The organism is Pyxidicoccus sp. M15, assembly GCF_056858435.1.
Window position 1 is genome coordinate 12,735,593 of record NZ_CM166495.1, and the last position, 16,343, is coordinate 12,751,935.

The following is a 16,343-nucleotide window of genomic DNA, read 5'->3' on the forward strand; positions in this document are numbered from 1 at the left end:
CCCATGCAAAGCCACCACGCGAGCATTCCCCGGGGCATTCCAGCGATAGTGCGGCCTCTTCTCCTGCCCTGGAGCCGTCATCCCATGGCGACCAAGCGCCCGACTCCCACGCCCACCGCGGCGTCACCCCTCCCGGCCGCCGAGCCCCCGCGCACCGCGCTGCGCATCCACGCGCCCGGAGCGCTGCCCGCCGCCGAGCAGAACGTGCTGCGCGACCTCAACGTGCTCCGCGCGCCCGTCCCGGACCTGGCGGCTCCTACCGGCGTGCCTCCCGGTACGCCCCTGCGGCAGAACCGCTTCATCACCCAGGGCTACATCGGCATCGCGCAGACCTTCCAGGCGCTGCTGGACCCGGACTTCCGGCCGGGCGGCACCAGCCGCGTGCGTCCGTCCTGGTTCGCCTTCACGCCCCACGCCTCGCAGGAGGCGGGAAAGGGCATGCTCGGCGCGGCCATCGCCCGGCGCATCATCGACATCGCCCAGGGGGAGGTGTTGCCCGGCGCCGCGCAGGCGTATGACCGCGTGGGCCTCACCGGCGCCATGCGCGAGGGCGCGGAGAAGGTCTCCACCGCGCTCGGGTGGCATGGCCTGCCGAAGGACGTGGCCGCCGCGCTCGGCGCGCTCGCAGGCGCCATGAACCTGGAGCCGCTGTCCGACCCGCGCACGCTCTGGTCCACCGCGCACCGCCTCGCCCGCCTCTTCTTCCAGGCCCCCGGCATGCTGCCGCTCGACAAGGCCGAAGCCATGGCCCGCGCCATGGAGCGCATGCTCAACGAGGGCAACGTCGCCATCTTCACCGACATCGGTGGCTCGGCGCAGACGTATCTCGCGTGGCGTCAGGGCGCGGGCGCCATCACCCCGGACCGCGTGCTGCGCGACTTCACCCTGCGCGGCGCCACGCCCCAGCAGGCGAAGCGCGCGTATGACGCCCTCATCACCCGCACCCGCGAGCAGCCGGCCCCGTCGGACTTCGCGCGCCTGCTGCCGGACGTGTCGGGCAACAGCCTGGTGGTGGCGGGCTTCGCGCTCCTCGAGACGGCCCGCCAGGCCCCGGGGGACGCCGCGCGCGACGCACTCATCGCCATCGCCAACAACTGCCTCGCGTGGCGGGAGCAGCATGATGCGGTGCAGCCCGCCTTCACTCCGTCCTCGCGGCCGCCGGACGAGGTGTCCCGCCCGGAGCTGATGCAGGCCCTCACCCCGCTGCTGTGCCTGCGGCTGGGCACGGTGACGTGGAACTTCTCCGACTACGCCGCCACCCAGCGAGACCGCGACGGCAACCCGCTCACCTCCAGGCCCACCGAGTACAACTGGGCGGGCTTCGCGGACCGGTGGCCCGCCATCCTCACCGCCTTCATGCTCGGCTACCGCCACCCCGCCGCGCTGTGGGCGCTGCCCCCGCCGCTCGTCCCCGCCGGCAGCCCGCTGCTGAACCTGACCTGAGGCACGGGGGACAGTCAGTCCACCTTCAGCGTCAGCGTGTCGCTGTTCACGGTTTGAATCAGGGAGTCCGAGACGGTGAGCGTCACCGTGTACGTGCCCGCCTGCGTGGGCGTGCCGGAGAGGACGCCCCCTTCCGCGCCGTTGACGACGGAGATGCCGGGAGGCACGGCGCCCTTCCACGACCACGAGAAGGGCGGCGTCCCGCCATAGGAGCGCAGGGCGTAGCTGTACTCGCTGCCCACGCGCCCGTCCGGCAGACCCTGCGTCAACACAATCAGGTTGAGGCCCCCCGCGCTCACCATCCGCATCGACACCTGCTTCGATGAGACCTGGGGCGGCGAGTCGCTGTCCGTCACCTCCACCGTGAAGCTGGCGCTCCCCACCGGCCCGGCGGTGCCCGTCACCCTGCCATCCTCAGAGAGCTGCAGCCCCGCGGGCAGGGTGCTGCCGCTGGCCAGCGTGAAGCGGTGGGGCGTCTTGCCGCCAATGGCGGACAGGCGCTCCGAGTAGGGCTTGTTCTGCACCGCATCCACGAGCGCGCCCGGCCCGGCGAGGTGCAGCCTGGAATAGACGCGCAGGCGGAGGCTGCCACTCGCCTGCTGCGGAGGGGTGCTCCGGTCCGTCACGTTGATGGACAGGAAGAAGTCCCCCGCCACCGCGGGCGTGCCGGTGAGCATTCCTTCGCCGTCGAGCGTGAGCCCCGCCGGCAGCGCCACCGTGGCCGTGAAGGTGTACGGCGGAGTGCCGCCCCGCGCGAGGAGCTGGCTGCTGTACATCCGGCCCTGCTGCCCCGTCCCGAGCGCATCCGGGTCGAGCGCGAGCGCGACCACCGGCCCGGCATCCACCTCCTCCGTGCCCCCGTCCACGCCGCCGTCTTCGCCCGCGTCCACGCCGGGCCCCGCGTCGTCACCCGCGTCGGCACCGGCGTCGTCACCCGCGTCGGCTCCCGAGTCACCGGCATCCGCGACGGGCCCCGGGTCCACGGGCTCGCACGTGTCCAGCGCACCCTCGCAGTCCGGCACGCAGCGCGACTCCGACGCCAGGCACGTGGAGCCCAGGGGACAGTCCCCCTGCGCGTCACAGGCGGCATAGCGCGACAGGTCCGGGTCGAAGGTGCACGCGACTCCGCACAGCAGGGCCAGCAGCCCCGGCAGCACGCGCCTCATCGCGACCTCCCGCACCGCGGACGGTCCCCGCCTGTCACCCCGCACACCGGAAGGCGCAGCGCCGTCCCGTGTCCCGGCGCGGCCCGACGAGGAAGCACGCGCCTCATGGCAGCTCCCAGACCAGGAAGAATGCCCCTCCCGCGCCCAGCAGCGCGCCCGTCCCCAGCAGCACGTTGGCCGTCGTCGCCTGCTTGCGGCCAGCGCGCAGCCGGTCATCGAGACACGCGCGGAAGGCCTCGCCGTCACCCGAGCAGCCCGCGTTCCCCGCCGACAGGCGCGACTCCGCCCGGCGCGAGGCCACGCCGAAGCCCACGCCCGCCGCGAGCGCCGCGCCTCCCGCCGCCAGCAGCACCTTGGGCCACACGCGCGTCGGACGCGCCACGCTCGCCGACGTCCCGGCCACACCGGCCTGCGAGGGACGCCCCGCCCACAGCACCTGGAACGCCTGACGGGCCCGGGCCTCGGCCTCGCCGGACTCCGCCTTCGCCGCGGGCAGCTGGAACACCTCCCGCGCCTCCCAGTCCTTCGAGTCCTCCAGCGTGAGCACCACGCTGCGCGAGCCCCCCACGCCCAGCGCCACGCCGCGCACCAGCCACGCCGCGCCCGGCGCCACGCTCCGCGCGCCCAGGCATGCCGCGCCCTCGCACGCCGTCGCACCCGGGCCCAGCGTGCGCAGCCGAGCCACCGTGTCGGCGCGCGACTCCAGGCACACCCCGGGCGAGGAGCCCACCGCGCGGCGCACGGCCTCCTCCAGCCCGCGTGCCTCCTCGCGCGCCAGCGCCACCCGGTCGAAGGGGATGAGCACCACCCTCTGCCCCTCGCACTCCACCGCCGACTGCGCGAGCGACAGCGAGAGGAGCAGCGCGACGGACAGGGCGCTCATGGCGACAGGTCCGGCCCTTCGTCGGGCGCCACCGGCGGCAGCTCGAGGTTCGCCACGTAGCCCCGGTAGAAGCGCGAGCCGAAGGGCACCGAGAAGAGCCTGTCGCGCAGCGCGTCCTGCAACGCCCCGCGCGCGGCGAAGGCCGTCTCGTGCCACCCCAGCCCGCCCGCGTCCACCACGGCACCCGGCTTCGCGAAGGTGAACGCCGCTTCACGACCGTGCGTGCGCAGGAAGTAGCCGCGGCCCGGAGGCAGCGCCAGCACCACCGAGCGCTCGCGCTCCTTGTTGAACTCCGCCACGCGCAGGCCCCGGGCGTCCTCCACCCACAGCCGCCCCTCCATGCCCGGAGGCACCAGCAGGTAGCTCAGCGTCGCCTGCGTGCTCAGGTCCGACAGCACCGCCGAGCGGTCCAGCGCGGGAGGCCGGACGAACGCCGCGAGCCGGCCGCGCACGTCCTCCGTGCCCTGGCTCGCGGCCGCGACGAAGGCGTGCAGCTCCGAGTACTCCACGCGCCCGTCCGCGTTGACGTCCGCCGCGCCGGTGAGCGCCGAGCGCACCAGGTGGCTGAACACCCCCGAGCGGATGGCGCTCCACTCGTGGCTCTCCTGCTCTGTCGACGTGGACAGCACCACGCCCACCTGCGGGTAGCGGTCCAGCTCGCGCGTGGCCAGCAGGCCCTTCACCGCCTCCGTGTGCGCGGGCCCCACCGGCAGCGCGCCGCGCGAGTGCACGAAGTAGTACGAGTCACACGCGTCCACGATGAGGTGGACGAACGACGCCTTGCTGGGCGCGAGCACGCCCTGGAAAAGGTCCGTGCGCGTGAAGGGGCCGTCCAGCAGGCTCACCGTCCCCTCGCCCGCGGCGCCCCGCTTCCCGTGGCCGGTGAAGACGAAGTACAGAACCGGACTCTCACCCCGGGCCCGGTCCGCCGCCATCCGCGCGTTGAGCCGCGCGAGGGACTCCTTCAGGGCCGCGCGGGTGGGCGGACGCGTCCGGGCCGCCAGCCCCGGGTGGAGCACCTGCGTCTCGTCGTCCAGGACGCTCAGCAGCACCGCCTCGCGCACGCGCGGGGCCAGCAATTCGTAATAGCGCGCGCCGTCATCATCCGCGTAGCGCAGGGGGGCCTGGGTCCGGTCCAGCCCGCCGTTGTGCGCGACGATGACGGCATAGGCGCCGTCGGTGGACGCGGCTCGGGCGGAGGCCGAGAAGAGCAGCGCGACCCACAGGGCCGTAAGAGGTGCGCGAAGGAGAAGTCTCATTCGGTTGGATGGGTGGCGCGACACTGGAGGCTGCCACGAGTCCACTTGCGCAATCCACTCGGGCCCCCTCGCGTCAACACAAGATGACGGCAGCCGCACAGCGCGGTAAGCCGGTGAGGGATGGAGTGGGATGACCAGACATTGCGGCGCTTCCGGGAGGGTGTCCCGGAGGCCCTTGCAGCCGTGTACCGCGCGAACGCGGAGGGGCTCGCTCGCATGCTGAGGGCGGCTGCCTGGCGAGGAGGCGTGTTCTCCCACCTGAAGGGTGCCATGGAGCTGGAGAACCTCATCCTGGAGACCTTCGCCCGGGCCTTCGAGCCCCGGGCGCGTGCGGCCTACGACGGCACGCGGCCGTACTCCCACTTCCTCATGGGCATCGCCCGCAACGTGCTGCTGGAGCAGTCGCGCAACCGCGAGGTAGCGGTGGGCCTGGAGCCCTTCGAGGCGCAGGGCGAGGTACCGGAAGACGGCGGCGGGCTGGCACAGCTGCTGGAGGACCGGGAGGTGGAGGCGTTGGTGGCGGGCTTCAAGGAAGGACTCTCCGCGGAGGAGCGGCGCCTGTTCGAGCTGCGCTTCGGAGAGGGACTGGCGCAGGAGACGGCGGCCAGCCAGATGGGGCTCACCCGCATCCAGGTGCGGCGGCGGGAGCACGGCATCAAGACGCGGCTGCTCGGCTTCCTCCAGGCGCGCGGCTACCTGGAAGGACTGGAGACCCGGGGCTGGAGCTTCTTCAGACGGCGAGGCGATTCATGAGGGTGTGCGCGGACACGAAGGCGAAGCGGGCCCTGGAGGCACTCTTCCGTGGCGAGCTGGACGCGGAGGGCTTCACCTGGCTGCGCGCCCACGCGGCCACCTGCCCGGGCTGCCGCGAGGCGTACGACAGGCTCGCGCGCGTGGAGTCGTCGCTGGAGAAGCGCGCGCTGCCCGAAGCCCGCCAGGCCCTGCTGGAGCAGGCGCTGTTCTCACGGCTCGGGGAGCGCACGGCCGCCGCTCCGGTGAAGGCGCCCGTGCGTGCCACGCCGCCCGCGGAGCGCTTCTCCTTTTTTCGTCCCTGGATGGGCGTGCCACTGGGCCTCGCGGCGAGCGCGGCGCTCGCGCTCCTGGTGGTGAGCCCGCGGCAGGCTGATGACACGAAGGACTCCGAGTGGCAGGCGCGCTCGGGGCAGCCGGGCGCGGCGTGGGGTGTGCGGGCCTTCTGCATCGGCGCGGACGGGCAGGTGCGCGGCGAGGCGCGGCCCGGTGGCACGCTGGCGTGCGCGGAAGGGGGCTCGGTACAGTTCAGCTACACGGCGCCCCAGGCGGCGCGGCTGACCATCGAAGCGCCGTCCCCTTCCGGTGAGCCACTGCGCTTCTTTCCCAGCGAAGGCCCGGCGGCGGACGTGGCCCCGGGGGTGGACGTCATCCTGCCCTTCAGTACGCCGGTGCAGGAGGGGTGGCTCAGTGGTGCGCTGGAGGTGCGCGCGCGCTTCACCGACGCCCGGGGACAGCCGCTGGGTGAGACGCGGGTGACGCTCACACCGCGCTGACGGGCGGTTTCGAAAATCGGCGCTGAAACTCCGGACGGGCTCGCGTCACTACGCGGGGACCGGGCTCCCTCCAGGAAGCCCGGTGTCTCTTCCCGAGGAGTCGCGCCGTGTCCAAGCCGTCCGTGTGGGTGAGCCTCGCAGTGGGGCTCGTGCTGGGTTTCATGGGGGGCCGGGTCGGCCGTCCCGCTGACGCGTCCGCTGGCGCCGTCGAGGCGCGCGGGGCTCCGGCGGCGGCGAAGGCTCCGGCGGCCCGGCAGCGTCCTCCGATTTCGCCCACCGTCTACAAGGTGCCGCTGGACGGCTCGATTGCGGCCGGGCCCGAGGACGCGCTCGTCACGCTGGTGGAGTTCTCCGACTACGAGTGCCCCTTCTGCTCGCGCGCGCACGGGACGGTGAAGCAGCTCCAGGCGAAGTACGGGAAGAGGCTGCGCGTGGTGATGAAGCACCACCCGCTGCCCAACCACTCGCGCGCCCGTCCCGCGGCGCTGGCGACGCTCGCGGCCGGCGAGCAGGGGAAGTTCTGGGAGATGCACGACACGCTCTTCTCCAACGCGCGCGCGCTGGGCGAGGGGGATTTGGAGCGCTACGCCCAGGGGCTGGGCCTGGACGTGGAACGCTGGAAGAAGGACATGGGTGACGCGCGGCTGGCCGAGCGCATCCGCAAGGACGAGGCGCTGGCGCGGCAGGTGGGCGCCACCGGGACGCCGGCCTTCTTCGTGAACGGCCGCTTCATCAACGGCGCGCAGCCGCTGGAGGTCTTCACGGGCGTGGTGGACGAGGAGCTGGGCAAGGCGGAGGCGCTGGTGAAGGGCGGCGTGCGCCCGGCGGAGGTGTACGCGCGCGTCCTGGAGAAGGGCGTGGACCGGCCGCCCTCGCAGCCGGCGGCCGCGCCGCAGGAGCTGCCGGTGCAGAAGGTGGAGGTGGGCAACGCGCCCGCGCGCGGCCCGGCGAACGCGCCGGTGACGCTGGTGGCCTTCTCCGACTTCGAGTGCCCGTTCTGCGCCCGCGCGGTGCCGACGATGAAGGCGCTGGAGGAGGAGTACGCCGGGAAGCTGCGCGTGGCCTTCAAGCACCAGCCGCTGCCCATGCACCGGAACGCGAAGCTGGCCGCCGCCGCGTCCCTGGCCGCGCACGAGCAGGGCAAGTTCTGGGAGTTCCACGACATCCTCTTCGCGAACCAGCGGCAGCTGGACCGGGCCTCGCTGGAGGCCTACGCGAAGCAGCTCGGTCTCAATGAAGCGCGCTTCAAGGCGGCGCTGGACTCCGGGAAGTTCGACAGCCAGCTGACGGCGGACATGAGCGAGGGCACGCGCGTGGGCGCGCAAGGGACGCCCACGTTCTTCATCAATGGCCGCCCGCTGGTGGGTGCGCTGCCCATCGACCAGTTCCGTCGCATCATCGACGAGGAGCTGAAGAAGTCCGGCGTGGCGGCGCGGTAGGCCCTGCTCCGAAAAACAGCTCACTCCGCCGGGCTCCTCGCGAGGGGGGCCCGGCGGTTGTATTTCCAGCGCACACCGTGGGATGCAATCGATGCGAGGGGCGGGCGTAGGAGCCGCTACCTCCGGAGAACGACATGCGCCCACCGCTTCAACGACTCGCCCTGGTTGCCCTCACTGGATTCACGGGGGTTGCCCTGCTCACCGGGGCCGACACCCGAAAGCCCACCACCGAGTGGCTGGCCCGCCCATCCGAGGCGGCTCGCATCGCGCGGGTGGAGGCGGGCCTGCCCACCGTCACGCTCCCCGGCGAGCAGCCCATGCGCATGCCGCTCGAGCGCTGGATGGAGCTGTACAAGATTCCCGGCGTCAGCGTCGCCGTGTTCGAGAAGAACGCGCTCGTCTGGGCCAAGGGCTATGGCGTGAAGCAGGCCGGCGGCGCGGACCCCGTCACGCCCGACACGCTCTTCCAGGCCGCCTCCATCAGCAAGCCGGTGACGGCCCTCGCGGCGCTGCACCACGCCGAGGCCAGGAAGTGGTCGCTCGACGCGAACATCAACGACGCGCTGGGCGCCTGGAAGCTCCCGGAGAATGACTTCACGAAGACGGAGAAGGTGACGCTGCGACGCCTGCTCAGCCACAGCGCGGGCACCACGGTGCACGGCTTCCCCGGCTACGCGGTCACCGACCCGCTGCCGACGGTGGAGCAGATTCTCGACGGAGCGAAGCCCGCGAACACCGCCCCGGTGCGGGTGGACATCGTCCCCGGGACGAAGACGCGCTACAGCGGCGGCGGCACCACGCTCGTGCAGTTGATGCTGGTGAACCAGCTGAAGAAGCCGTTTCCGCAAATCATGCGGGAGACGGTGCTGGCGCCGCTCGGCTTGAAGAACAGCACGTACGAGCAGCCCCTGCCCGCGGCCCTCGCGCCGATGGCCGCCGCCGGGACGCGCTTCAGCGGAGAGAGCGTCGAGGGACGGTGGCACGTCTACCCGGAGATGGCGGCCGCGGGCCTGTGGACGACGCCGTCCGACCTGGGACGCATCGCCATCGAGGTGTCGAAGGCGCGGGCGGGAAAGTCCACGCGCGTGCTGTCCCAGGCGATGGCGAAGCAGATGCTCACGAAGCAGTCGGAGGCCTTCGGACTGGGGTTCCAGCTGGAGGGCGACAAGGACCGCTTCGGGCACGGCGGCTCGAACGAGGGCTTCCAGTGCGCCCTGATTGCGTTCGCCGACTCGGGCAGCGGGGTCGCCATCATGACCAACTCGGACAGCGGCGGGCTGCTGATAGAGCGTATCGCCACCAGCGTGGCCGCCGAGTACGGCTGGAAGTCGTATGTCCCCCGCCCGGAGGGTTTCTTCATCCAGCTGGACCTGTTCGCGCGGCTCAAGGGAACGGATGCGGCGCTCGCCTGGTACCGGTCCATGAAGCGAGAGGGCACGTCCGGCAAGCTGACGCCCGGGGACCTGAACAACCTCGGCTACCGGCTGCTCGGCGAGGGCCAGAGCGCCGACGCGCTGAAGGTGTTCAAAGCGAACATCGAGCTCTACCCCGAGGACTCGAATGCCTATGACAGCCTCGGTGAGTGCTACCTGAAGGCGGGCCAGAATACGGAGGCCATCACCCACTACAAGAAGTCGCTCGAGCTGGACCCGAAGAACACCAACGCCGTGAAGGTGCTGGAGAAGCTGGGCGCGAAGCCGTGAGCGCTCAGTTCCCGTCGCTCACGCCCCACGCGTAGTCGAGGTCCCCGATGCGCTCGATGAGCTCCGCGAGCGCTTCGCCCGGAGTGCCGGCCGCGAGGACCCGCTCGAAGTCCGCGGCGCCCTTGCGGAAGTCGGCCTGGCCCGCGTCGTCGAAAGCGTAGAAGCGCAGGCGGTCGACGCCCGCGAGCCGCGCCGCGAGCAACTGGAGCAGCGTCATCGCCTGACGGTTGCCGCCGAAGGCGCCGCAGCCCCAGAAGCCGGTGCGGACCTCGACGGGCGTCCCGGGCCACTGACGATGGGACTCGGCCACCGCGGCGCGGAAGCCGGTGTACGCGGTGGTGAGAATCCGCTCCAACTGGTGGCGGAAGTACAGCCCACGTCCGCCCGCGGGCGCGGCGATGGCGATGAGGTTCGTCCGGGTGGGAGGACGCAGCACGCGCACCGCATCGCGGATGATGCTGGCGGGCGCCGCGGCGAACCGGTTGCCGTAGAGGCCGAGGGGCCGTCCAGCAGCGCGGTCCGGCTCGGTCGAGATGGCGCACCGACGCTCGGCACCGGAGACGAGGACGGGCGTCGCCTCGTCATGGGACTCCGTCGTCGCCGGGAGGCCCTCATCGAGCAGCGCCTCGCGCAGGGAGCCGAGCACCGGGTGTTCAGCGGCCTGCGTCTCATCCTGGGCCAGCAGCGCGGAGCCGTAGCCGATGAAGAGCTGCGGGTCGGCGAAATTCACATGCCAGACGCCGGCGTCGTCCCCGCTGTAGTCGTAGGTGCCGGGCACCGCGAGAACCTCGGTGGGCGCGAGCTCCACCGTCGCGGGCAGCGACAGGGCCCGCCACCGGGTCAGCACGACGCGCCCCTCGTGGGTGGCACCAGGAGGACACGTCAGCTCGAACAGCAGCTTCTTGTGCGAATGCCGGAGCACGGGAGGGTGCGCGGCGAGCAGGGCAGCGGGTTCGTACTCACGGCGGAGCAGGCAGACGGGAGGCGGAGCGCTCATTCCGCATACTTAGTGTCACTAAAACACCAAGTCAACCCAGGCGGCGCGCGGACGTCCACTGACACAGGTCAGGTGGCCCGCCGTCTCACTCCACCCGCCAGCAGCGGCACCAGGTCCACGCCGCTCCACAGCCGCTCTCGCATCTCGCGCGTGTCCACCAGCGCACGGGCGCCCCGGGGCGTGACGGCGAACACCCGCCGGGCGCTGCTGTCACCCCGCTCGGACGCCACCAGCCCCTTCGCTTCGAGCCGGTCCAGCGTGGCGTACACCGCGCCAATCGCCACCTCACGTCCGGCCACCACCTCCAGCTCCCGGCGCACGGCCATTCCGTAGGCGCCCCCCGTGTCGGGGTCCCGCGCGGTGCGGACCACGGCGAGCAGCACCTGCTCCTCGAAGGTGCCGAGGGGTGCGTCGGACGTCGGACTGGAAGCGGGCGACACGGGCTGCTCCTCTCGAAACGACAGCTTGAAACGGGGGGACTCTATCCCTCGCGGAACACGACGGCGGGGTCCAGCCGGCTGGCGCGCCAGGCGGGCAGCAGCGCCGCGCCGACCCCCACCGCCAGCAACCCCAGCGTGGCACCCGCGAGCGACAGCGGGTCCACCGCGCTCACTCCATACAGGAACGAAGAGAGCAGCCGCGCCAGGGCCAGCGCCGCGATGGTGCCAATCACGCTCCCGAGCAGCACCAGCGCCCCACCCCGCCCCACCACCTGCGCCACCACGCGCGACGGACGCAGCCCGAGCGCGATGCAGATGCCCAAGTCCCGCTGCCGCCGCCGGACGAAGTGCGACGTGACGCCGTACACCCCCACCGCGCCCAGCACCACCGCGAGCACCGTGAGGAACGTGAGCACGGACATCACCTGCCGCGCGGGACCGATGGCCTGGGCGAACACGGCCTCCAGCGTGGAGCCGCGCTGCACGGCCACGGAGGGCGAGGTGGCGGCAATCTGCTTCCGGGCGGCATCCACCAGCGCCGCGGGGTCCTGCCCCGGCTGCGCGCGCAGCACCAGCGTCTGCCGCGTCATCATCATGCCCGCCACCTGCGCGTGGAGCATGTAGCGCGCGGGCACGGAGCCGTCGGTGAGGCCAGCCTCCGCCACGTCCTCTACCACGCCGACGATGCGCTCCAGCCCCTCGAGCCCCGTGTCGATGCGCTGGCCGATGGGGTTCTCCCCCGGGAAGTACTTCTTCGCGAGCGCGCGGTTGATGACCACGGCGCGCTCGGTGTCCGCCCGGTCGCTCTCGAGCAGCAGCCGCCCGTCGAGCAGTTGGATGCCAATGGCCTCGAAGTAGCCGGGGGACACCAGGCGCACGAAGGTGGTGGTGCGGGGCAGGTCCGGCTTGCCCTCGATTTCGAGCCCCCAGTCCTCACCCGCGCCGCGCAGCGGCAGCTTCTGCGTGGCGCCCACCGAGCGCACGCCGGGGAGCGTGGCGAGCGAGGCCTCCAGGTCCGCCATCACCCGAGGCCGGGCCTCGCGAGCGACGTTGCCCTCCATCACCACGTCCAGCACCGCCACGCGGCCGGTGTCCACGCCCGAGTCGATGGCGCGCAGGTTCGTCACCGAGCGGACCAGCAGCGCGGCCCCCGCCGTCAGCAGCACCGCGAGCGCCACCTGCCCCACCACCAGCGCGCCTTCCGTCCGCCCACCACGCGCGCCCACGCCTCCCGTGCGCGACTTCGAGAGCGCGCGCTGCGGGTCCGACTTGCGCAGCGAGCGCGCCGGCAGCAGCGCCACCGCGAAGGCCGCGACGAGCGCCAGCACGAGCGCCGCGAAGAACACGCCCCAGTCCAGCGAGCCGCGCGGTGCCAGGGGCCCGAGCGGCAGCGCGTCGGTGAGCAGCCGGAAGCCCTGGGCCGCGATGACGGCGCCAACACCCGCGGCGGCGAGCCCCAGCAGGAGCGCCTCCGCGAGCAACTGCTGCGTCATCCGACGGCTGTCCGCGCCGAGCGCCATGCGGACGGCGAGCTCGGTGGCGCGGCTGTCCACCTGTCCGAGCATCAGCGCGGCGACGTTGGCGCAGGCGATGAGCAGCAGCACCGCCATGGCCGCGAGCGTCGCGAGCAGCGGCGCCTGCAGCGGTCCGAGCAGGTGCTCGCGCAGCGGCGTCAGCGCGGGTGCGCGGGACTTGTCCCAGGCGGCCGGGTACTGGAAGCGCTCCTTGAGCCGCGCGCCGAACCGCTTCAGCGCCAGGTCCACCGCGGGCCCGTCCGTCCCGGGAGCGCGGCGGCCCACCAGCGCATAGTTGCCGGAGCCATCCTCCGGGTTGAGCGGCTCCAGCACCCAGGCGCGCACCGTCGGGTCCGGGAACCAGAAGCCCTTGGGCATGACGCCCACCACCGTGTGCGTCGCCCCGTCGAGCTCCACCGTGTTGCCGATGAGCGACGGCTGCCCACCGAGGTCCGCGTAGAGCCCGTCACTGATGACCACCGCGGGCGCGGCGCCGGGACGGTCCTCGCCGGGCTCGAAGGCGCGCCCCAGCACGGGGCGGACGCCGAGCACGTCGAAGAGGCCGGCCGTGGTGGAGACCGACGTCACCAGCTCGGGCGAGGCCTGGGGGCCTCGGCGCAGCGGGAGTTCCTTGGTGCGGAAGGCGGCGACGGCGCTGAAGCCGGACCAGTCGGAGGACAGGTGGAGGAACTCGCGCTCGGACCAGTCACCCGGGGACCAGAAGAGGCCGAGCCGCTCTTCATTGGGGTACGGCAGCGGCGTGAGGAGCAGTCCCCGGACGAGCCCGAAGGCCGCCGCCGTCCCGCCAACGCCGATGGCGAGGGTGAGAATGGCCAGCAGTGCATAGCTGGGACGCGCGCGCAGCCGGCGGGCGGCGTAGCGCAGGTCCATGATGAAGCTCTCCATCGGGGGGCCTCCGGGGCGCAGGCGGCTGGAGGCCGGCTCGAAGCCGGTCCAACCGCGGAAGAACGTCCGCCGCACCAGCGGCGGCACCGAGCCGAGCACCTGACGCCACAACCACCCGCTCGCGGCCCGGCGACCCTCATGGGCCTCGCGGGAAGCGAACTCGGCGCGGAGCTCGGCAATCACCTCGTCCCGCTCGGCATACGGAAGCCACGCCCGCAGCAGGGCCAGAGGCAGTCGGGGGACCTTCTCGGGGCCTCCACTCCTCGGCTCCAACGGCGGCACGTGAACCTCGTGTTGCTGGCGGGGGTGTTACTACAATGTAGAATACGGAGCCAGCGACGGACGATTGCGTGGGGGATTTCCGTGCGTGGAGGAAGGCCAGGTGAGTCCGTGCCGACGCCCGGCCCCTCAGAGGCCCGAGGTCCTCTGCTGGATCATCCGGCTGAGCCTCCGCGTGTGAGCGTCGTGAGGTAGCGCGGCTCGACGTCGGGGACTCCGCCCGCGCCCTGCATCCTCTTGCCCGCGAGCTTCATCACCGCGCCCAGCAGGGTGAACATCACATGCAGCACGCCGAGGGGCTTGAGCACCATCTGCCCCGCGCGCGTCTGGCCGGCCTGGACCCGGTCGATTTCGGGCTGGCGCTCCACATGCGATGCGGGCGCATCGCTTCGGGCACCGTGGGTAGCAGCCGCCTGCGCAGTTCCAGGAGGTCCCGGCCCTTCTATCCCGACAGCCGGCTCAGGCCGGCATCGTCTTCCCGTACGATGGGAGCCCCCTCACTCCAGAGTCCTTCTTATGGCAGCTCGTTGGAGCATCGCGTTCCTGTTGCTGGCGCTGTTGACCGGGTGCGCCACCTCGCGCGTCGTGCGTCTCGACACGGGCCAAGGAGCTCCACTGGAGTACAGGCCGCCCACTTCCGCCAAGGCCGTGAGGGTGGACGCAGACGCGTTCGAGGACGCACTGACGCGACTGGTGCTGAATGCACCGATGACGCTTCGCTCCTCCCAGCAGGGGTGGCTGCAACGCGTCTCCTACCCAGCCAACGACGGGGCCTCTGCGTGGCAGCGCCTCATGGGCAGGAGCTTCGGAGGCCTCTGCAAGGCGGGCCAGCGCCGGGGCGACTGCCTGTCGCTCCTCGATGACACGATGGGCCTGAGCGAGTGGGACAAGCTGGGGGTGGCCCTGGGCCTGTCGCTCGCCCCCATGAAGGAGAGCATCGCCAGGGCCGTGGAGCACACGCTGGCACCCCAGCTCTTCTACGCGGTCATCTCGACGGGCCTCGTTACCTGGGCCGTCATGGCGGCCAACCCCGAGCCCGTCTTCACCAAGGCAGCGGCCATCGTCTCGGCGCTCCTGCTCATCTACCTGGGGCTGGAGACCTTCCTCGAAGTGGTGGAGGCGAGCCGGGAGCTGAAGCGGACCACTGACAAGGCCACCATGCCCCAGGAGTTGGAGCAGGCCGGCCAGCGCTTCGCGAACCGGGTAGGCCCGCAGGTGGCACGCGTCGTCGTCCTCGCGGTGACGGTGGTGGTGACTCAGGGCATGACCGGAGGGGCCGCGTTGCTGGCCTCGCGGCTGTCGATGCTGCCTCGCTTCCCCGAGGCGGCGGCGATGGGCGCATCCCAGGTGGGCATCAGTCTGGCCAACGTGGGGCAGGTGACCGCGGTCGCCGTCATGGAAGGCACCGTCGTCATCTCCCTACCCGCCACCGCAATCGCCATGGTGGCCCAGGGCATGAGCGGAGGCCCGACAGCATCAGCTCCGAGCGGACAGCTGCATCACGTCATTTCCAAGCGGATAGCTGAAAAGCTCAAGCTGCATACGACACTCCGCGGTCTCTACACCGCGAGAGATCCACGATTCGTTACGCGAGCCGCCAACAAGGCTTCCCACAACGGCTACCAGAAGTGGCACAGAGATGTGGATGAGGAAGTCATCGCTTGGCTTGAGTCTTTCGACAACGCAACACCCCAGCAGTTCGAGGCGTTCTTGCGACAGCTCTATAGTCGCCCAGCAATGAGAGCGCGGTTCCCCAATGGCATCTGAGGCTCCCTCGCACCCGACACGTTTCTTCCTCCTGCAAAAGCTGCGTGAAGGTGAGCACGACACCGAATTCAACGGCACAATCGCGAATGTCGGACCCGCGCTGCGCTGTCCTCAGTGCGGAAACACCGTCGGAGCACTGAGCTGGGAGCCGCCATACCAGGGGGAACTGGAACTCTACGGCACAGCCTTCGGAGACCTCATGCCGGGGGCTAGCGGCCTCCTCATCACCGAGCGCTTCGCCGAGGACTTCAAGGCAGAGGGACTCACGGGCCTCAATGGCTTCCATCCCGTCGAGATAAAACGGGTCCGCCGAAGAGGCCGTGGCCCCAAGCCCGGTCCGCCTCCGAAGTATCTCTACGTCACCCTCGCCTACGGCCACGCCGCCCTGGACCTGGAGCGCAGCCGCATCCTTCGCAAGAAGCCCCCGGAGTGCACCTGGTGCCGCTATGCCGGACCGGACGCCATCGACGGCCTCGCCCTGGAGGAAGGCACCTGGAACGGGGAGGACGTATTCCGGCCCCGCGGCATGTGGGGCGTCGTCCTCGTCTCCGAGCGCTTCAAGCGCTTCGCCGAGCGACACGCCATGAGCCACATGGCTCTCATCCCCATCGAGAAGTACGTCTGGGACCCGCTGGGCCTCCTACCGCCGAAGCCGTAGCTACCGCCCATACCCCGCGCTCTTCACCTCGATGAGCTTGCCGTTCTCGAACACCACCACCTGCATCAGGCGGTTCGGCCCGAAGTTGTACGTCCACTCCTCGAACGTCTTCTGCACCACGCGCTTCGTCGAGGTGTCCCCATCCCGGGTTTTCACCTCTTCCGACTCCGTGCGGGACTCCCGGGACACGGGCTCACCGCACTTCGCCACCACGTCCGACTTCGACGCCCCGTCCGACACCAGCCCCGTGCCACAGCGCATCGAGGCAGCCTGTCCAACGCCGGGGACCCACATCACCGCCACGGCCACTGCCAGCAAGAGCGTACGCATCGGACCTCCTCCGTCCGGGCTCCGACGAAGAAG

General features: G+C 71.5%; 15 protein-coding genes. 7 read left to right on the plus strand and 8 right to left on the minus strand.

Going from position 1 to position 16,343, the window contains the following annotated elements:
- The first annotated feature begins 84 nt into the window (after positions 1–84).
- On the plus strand, positions 85–1,443 hold the full coding sequence (locus tag ACX9TP_RS47560) for a hypothetical protein (RefSeq protein WP_482977373.1): 1,359 nt from the start codon (positions 85–87) through the stop codon (positions 1,441–1,443).
- A 14-nt stretch (positions 1,444–1,457) separates the two neighbouring features.
- On the opposite strand, the gene ACX9TP_RS47565 is transcribed toward ACX9TP_RS47560, so the two are convergent.
- From ACX9TP_RS47565 to ACX9TP_RS47575, 3 genes are all read right to left on the minus strand, one after another.
- Complete coding sequence (locus tag ACX9TP_RS47565; RefSeq protein ID WP_482977374.1) at positions 1,458–2,609, minus strand: Ig domain-containing protein; 1,152 nt, start codon at positions 2,607–2,609, stop codon at positions 1,458–1,460.
- Between the two features lie 103 nt (positions 2,610–2,712).
- Positions 2,713–3,492, minus strand: a complete 780-nt coding sequence (locus tag ACX9TP_RS47570; protein ID WP_482977375.1) for a hypothetical protein — start codon at positions 3,490–3,492, stop codon at positions 2,713–2,715.
- Complete coding sequence (locus ACX9TP_RS47575; protein WP_482977376.1) at positions 3,489–4,751, minus strand: hypothetical protein; 1,263 nt, start codon at positions 4,749–4,751, stop codon at positions 3,489–3,491. The genes ACX9TP_RS47570 and ACX9TP_RS47575 overlap by 4 nt, the downstream gene beginning before the upstream one ends.
- A 246-nt stretch (positions 4,752–4,997) precedes the next feature.
- Here ACX9TP_RS47575 and ACX9TP_RS47580 point away from each other — a divergent pair, with 246 nt between their 5' ends.
- The 4 genes from ACX9TP_RS47580 to ACX9TP_RS47595 all read left to right on the plus strand — a co-directional run bounded on the left by ACX9TP_RS47580 (position 4,998) and on the right by ACX9TP_RS47595 (position 9,419).
- A complete protein-coding gene (locus ACX9TP_RS47580) occupies positions 4,998–5,504 on the plus strand; it encodes an RNA polymerase sigma factor (RefSeq protein ID WP_482977377.1) in 507 nt (168 codons plus the stop codon).
- On the plus strand, positions 5,501–6,277 hold the full coding sequence (locus tag ACX9TP_RS47585; RefSeq protein WP_482977378.1) for a hypothetical protein: 777 nt from the start codon (positions 5,501–5,503) through the stop codon (positions 6,275–6,277). Before ACX9TP_RS47580 ends, ACX9TP_RS47585 begins: the two co-directional genes overlap by 4 nt.
- 107 nt (positions 6,278–6,384) lie before the next feature.
- Entirely contained in the window at positions 6,385–7,716 is a 1,332-nt protein-coding gene (locus tag ACX9TP_RS47590) for a DsbA family protein (RefSeq protein ID WP_482977379.1), read from the plus strand.
- Between the two features lie 134 nt (positions 7,717–7,850).
- Positions 7,851–9,419 (plus strand): serine hydrolase domain-containing protein, encoded by a 1,569-nt coding sequence (locus ACX9TP_RS47595; RefSeq protein ID WP_482977380.1) that lies wholly within the window; start codon positions 7,851–7,853, stop codon positions 9,417–9,419.
- A 4-nt stretch (positions 9,420–9,423) separates the two neighbouring features.
- Here ACX9TP_RS47595 and ACX9TP_RS47600 read toward each other — a convergent pair whose 3' ends face one another.
- The 4 genes from ACX9TP_RS47600 to ACX9TP_RS47615 form a co-directional block, all read right to left on the minus strand.
- Positions 9,424–10,416 (minus strand): hypothetical protein, encoded by a 993-nt coding sequence (locus ACX9TP_RS47600; RefSeq protein ID WP_482977381.1) that lies wholly within the window; start codon positions 10,414–10,416, stop codon positions 9,424–9,426.
- 68 nt (positions 10,417–10,484) lie between these two features.
- A complete protein-coding gene (locus ACX9TP_RS47605) occupies positions 10,485–10,856 on the minus strand; it encodes a PadR family transcriptional regulator (RefSeq protein WP_482977382.1) in 372 nt (123 codons plus the stop codon).
- 41 nt (positions 10,857–10,897) lie between these two features.
- Positions 10,898–13,558: an ADOP family duplicated permease gene (locus tag ACX9TP_RS47610; RefSeq protein ID WP_482977383.1), complete on the minus strand. Its 2,661-nt coding sequence runs from the start codon at positions 13,556–13,558 to the stop codon at positions 10,898–10,900.
- 152 nt (positions 13,559–13,710) lie between these two features.
- Complete coding sequence (locus ACX9TP_RS47615; protein WP_482977384.1) at positions 13,711–13,923, minus strand: hypothetical protein; 213 nt, start codon at positions 13,921–13,923, stop codon at positions 13,711–13,713.
- Positions 13,924–14,071: 148 nt separating this feature from the next.
- Here ACX9TP_RS47615 and sitA5 point away from each other — a divergent pair, with 148 nt between their 5' ends.
- Together sitA5 and ACX9TP_RS47625 are read left to right on the plus strand one after the other, a co-directional pair.
- Positions 14,072–15,322, plus strand: coding sequence for a SitA5 family polymorphic toxin (gene sitA5, locus ACX9TP_RS47620; protein ID WP_482977385.1), 1,251 nt, complete (start codon positions 14,072–14,074; stop codon positions 15,320–15,322).
- Positions 15,312–15,980: a hypothetical protein gene (locus ACX9TP_RS47625; protein ID WP_482977386.1), complete on the plus strand. Its 669-nt coding sequence runs from the start codon at positions 15,312–15,314 to the stop codon at positions 15,978–15,980. The genes sitA5 and ACX9TP_RS47625 overlap by 11 nt, the downstream gene beginning before the upstream one ends.
- Here ACX9TP_RS47625 and ACX9TP_RS47630 read toward each other — a convergent pair whose 3' ends face one another.
- Positions 15,981–16,310: a DUF2845 domain-containing protein gene (locus ACX9TP_RS47630; RefSeq protein ID WP_482977387.1), complete on the minus strand. Its 330-nt coding sequence runs from the start codon at positions 16,308–16,310 to the stop codon at positions 15,981–15,983.
- Positions 16,311–16,343 lie beyond the last annotated feature (33 nt).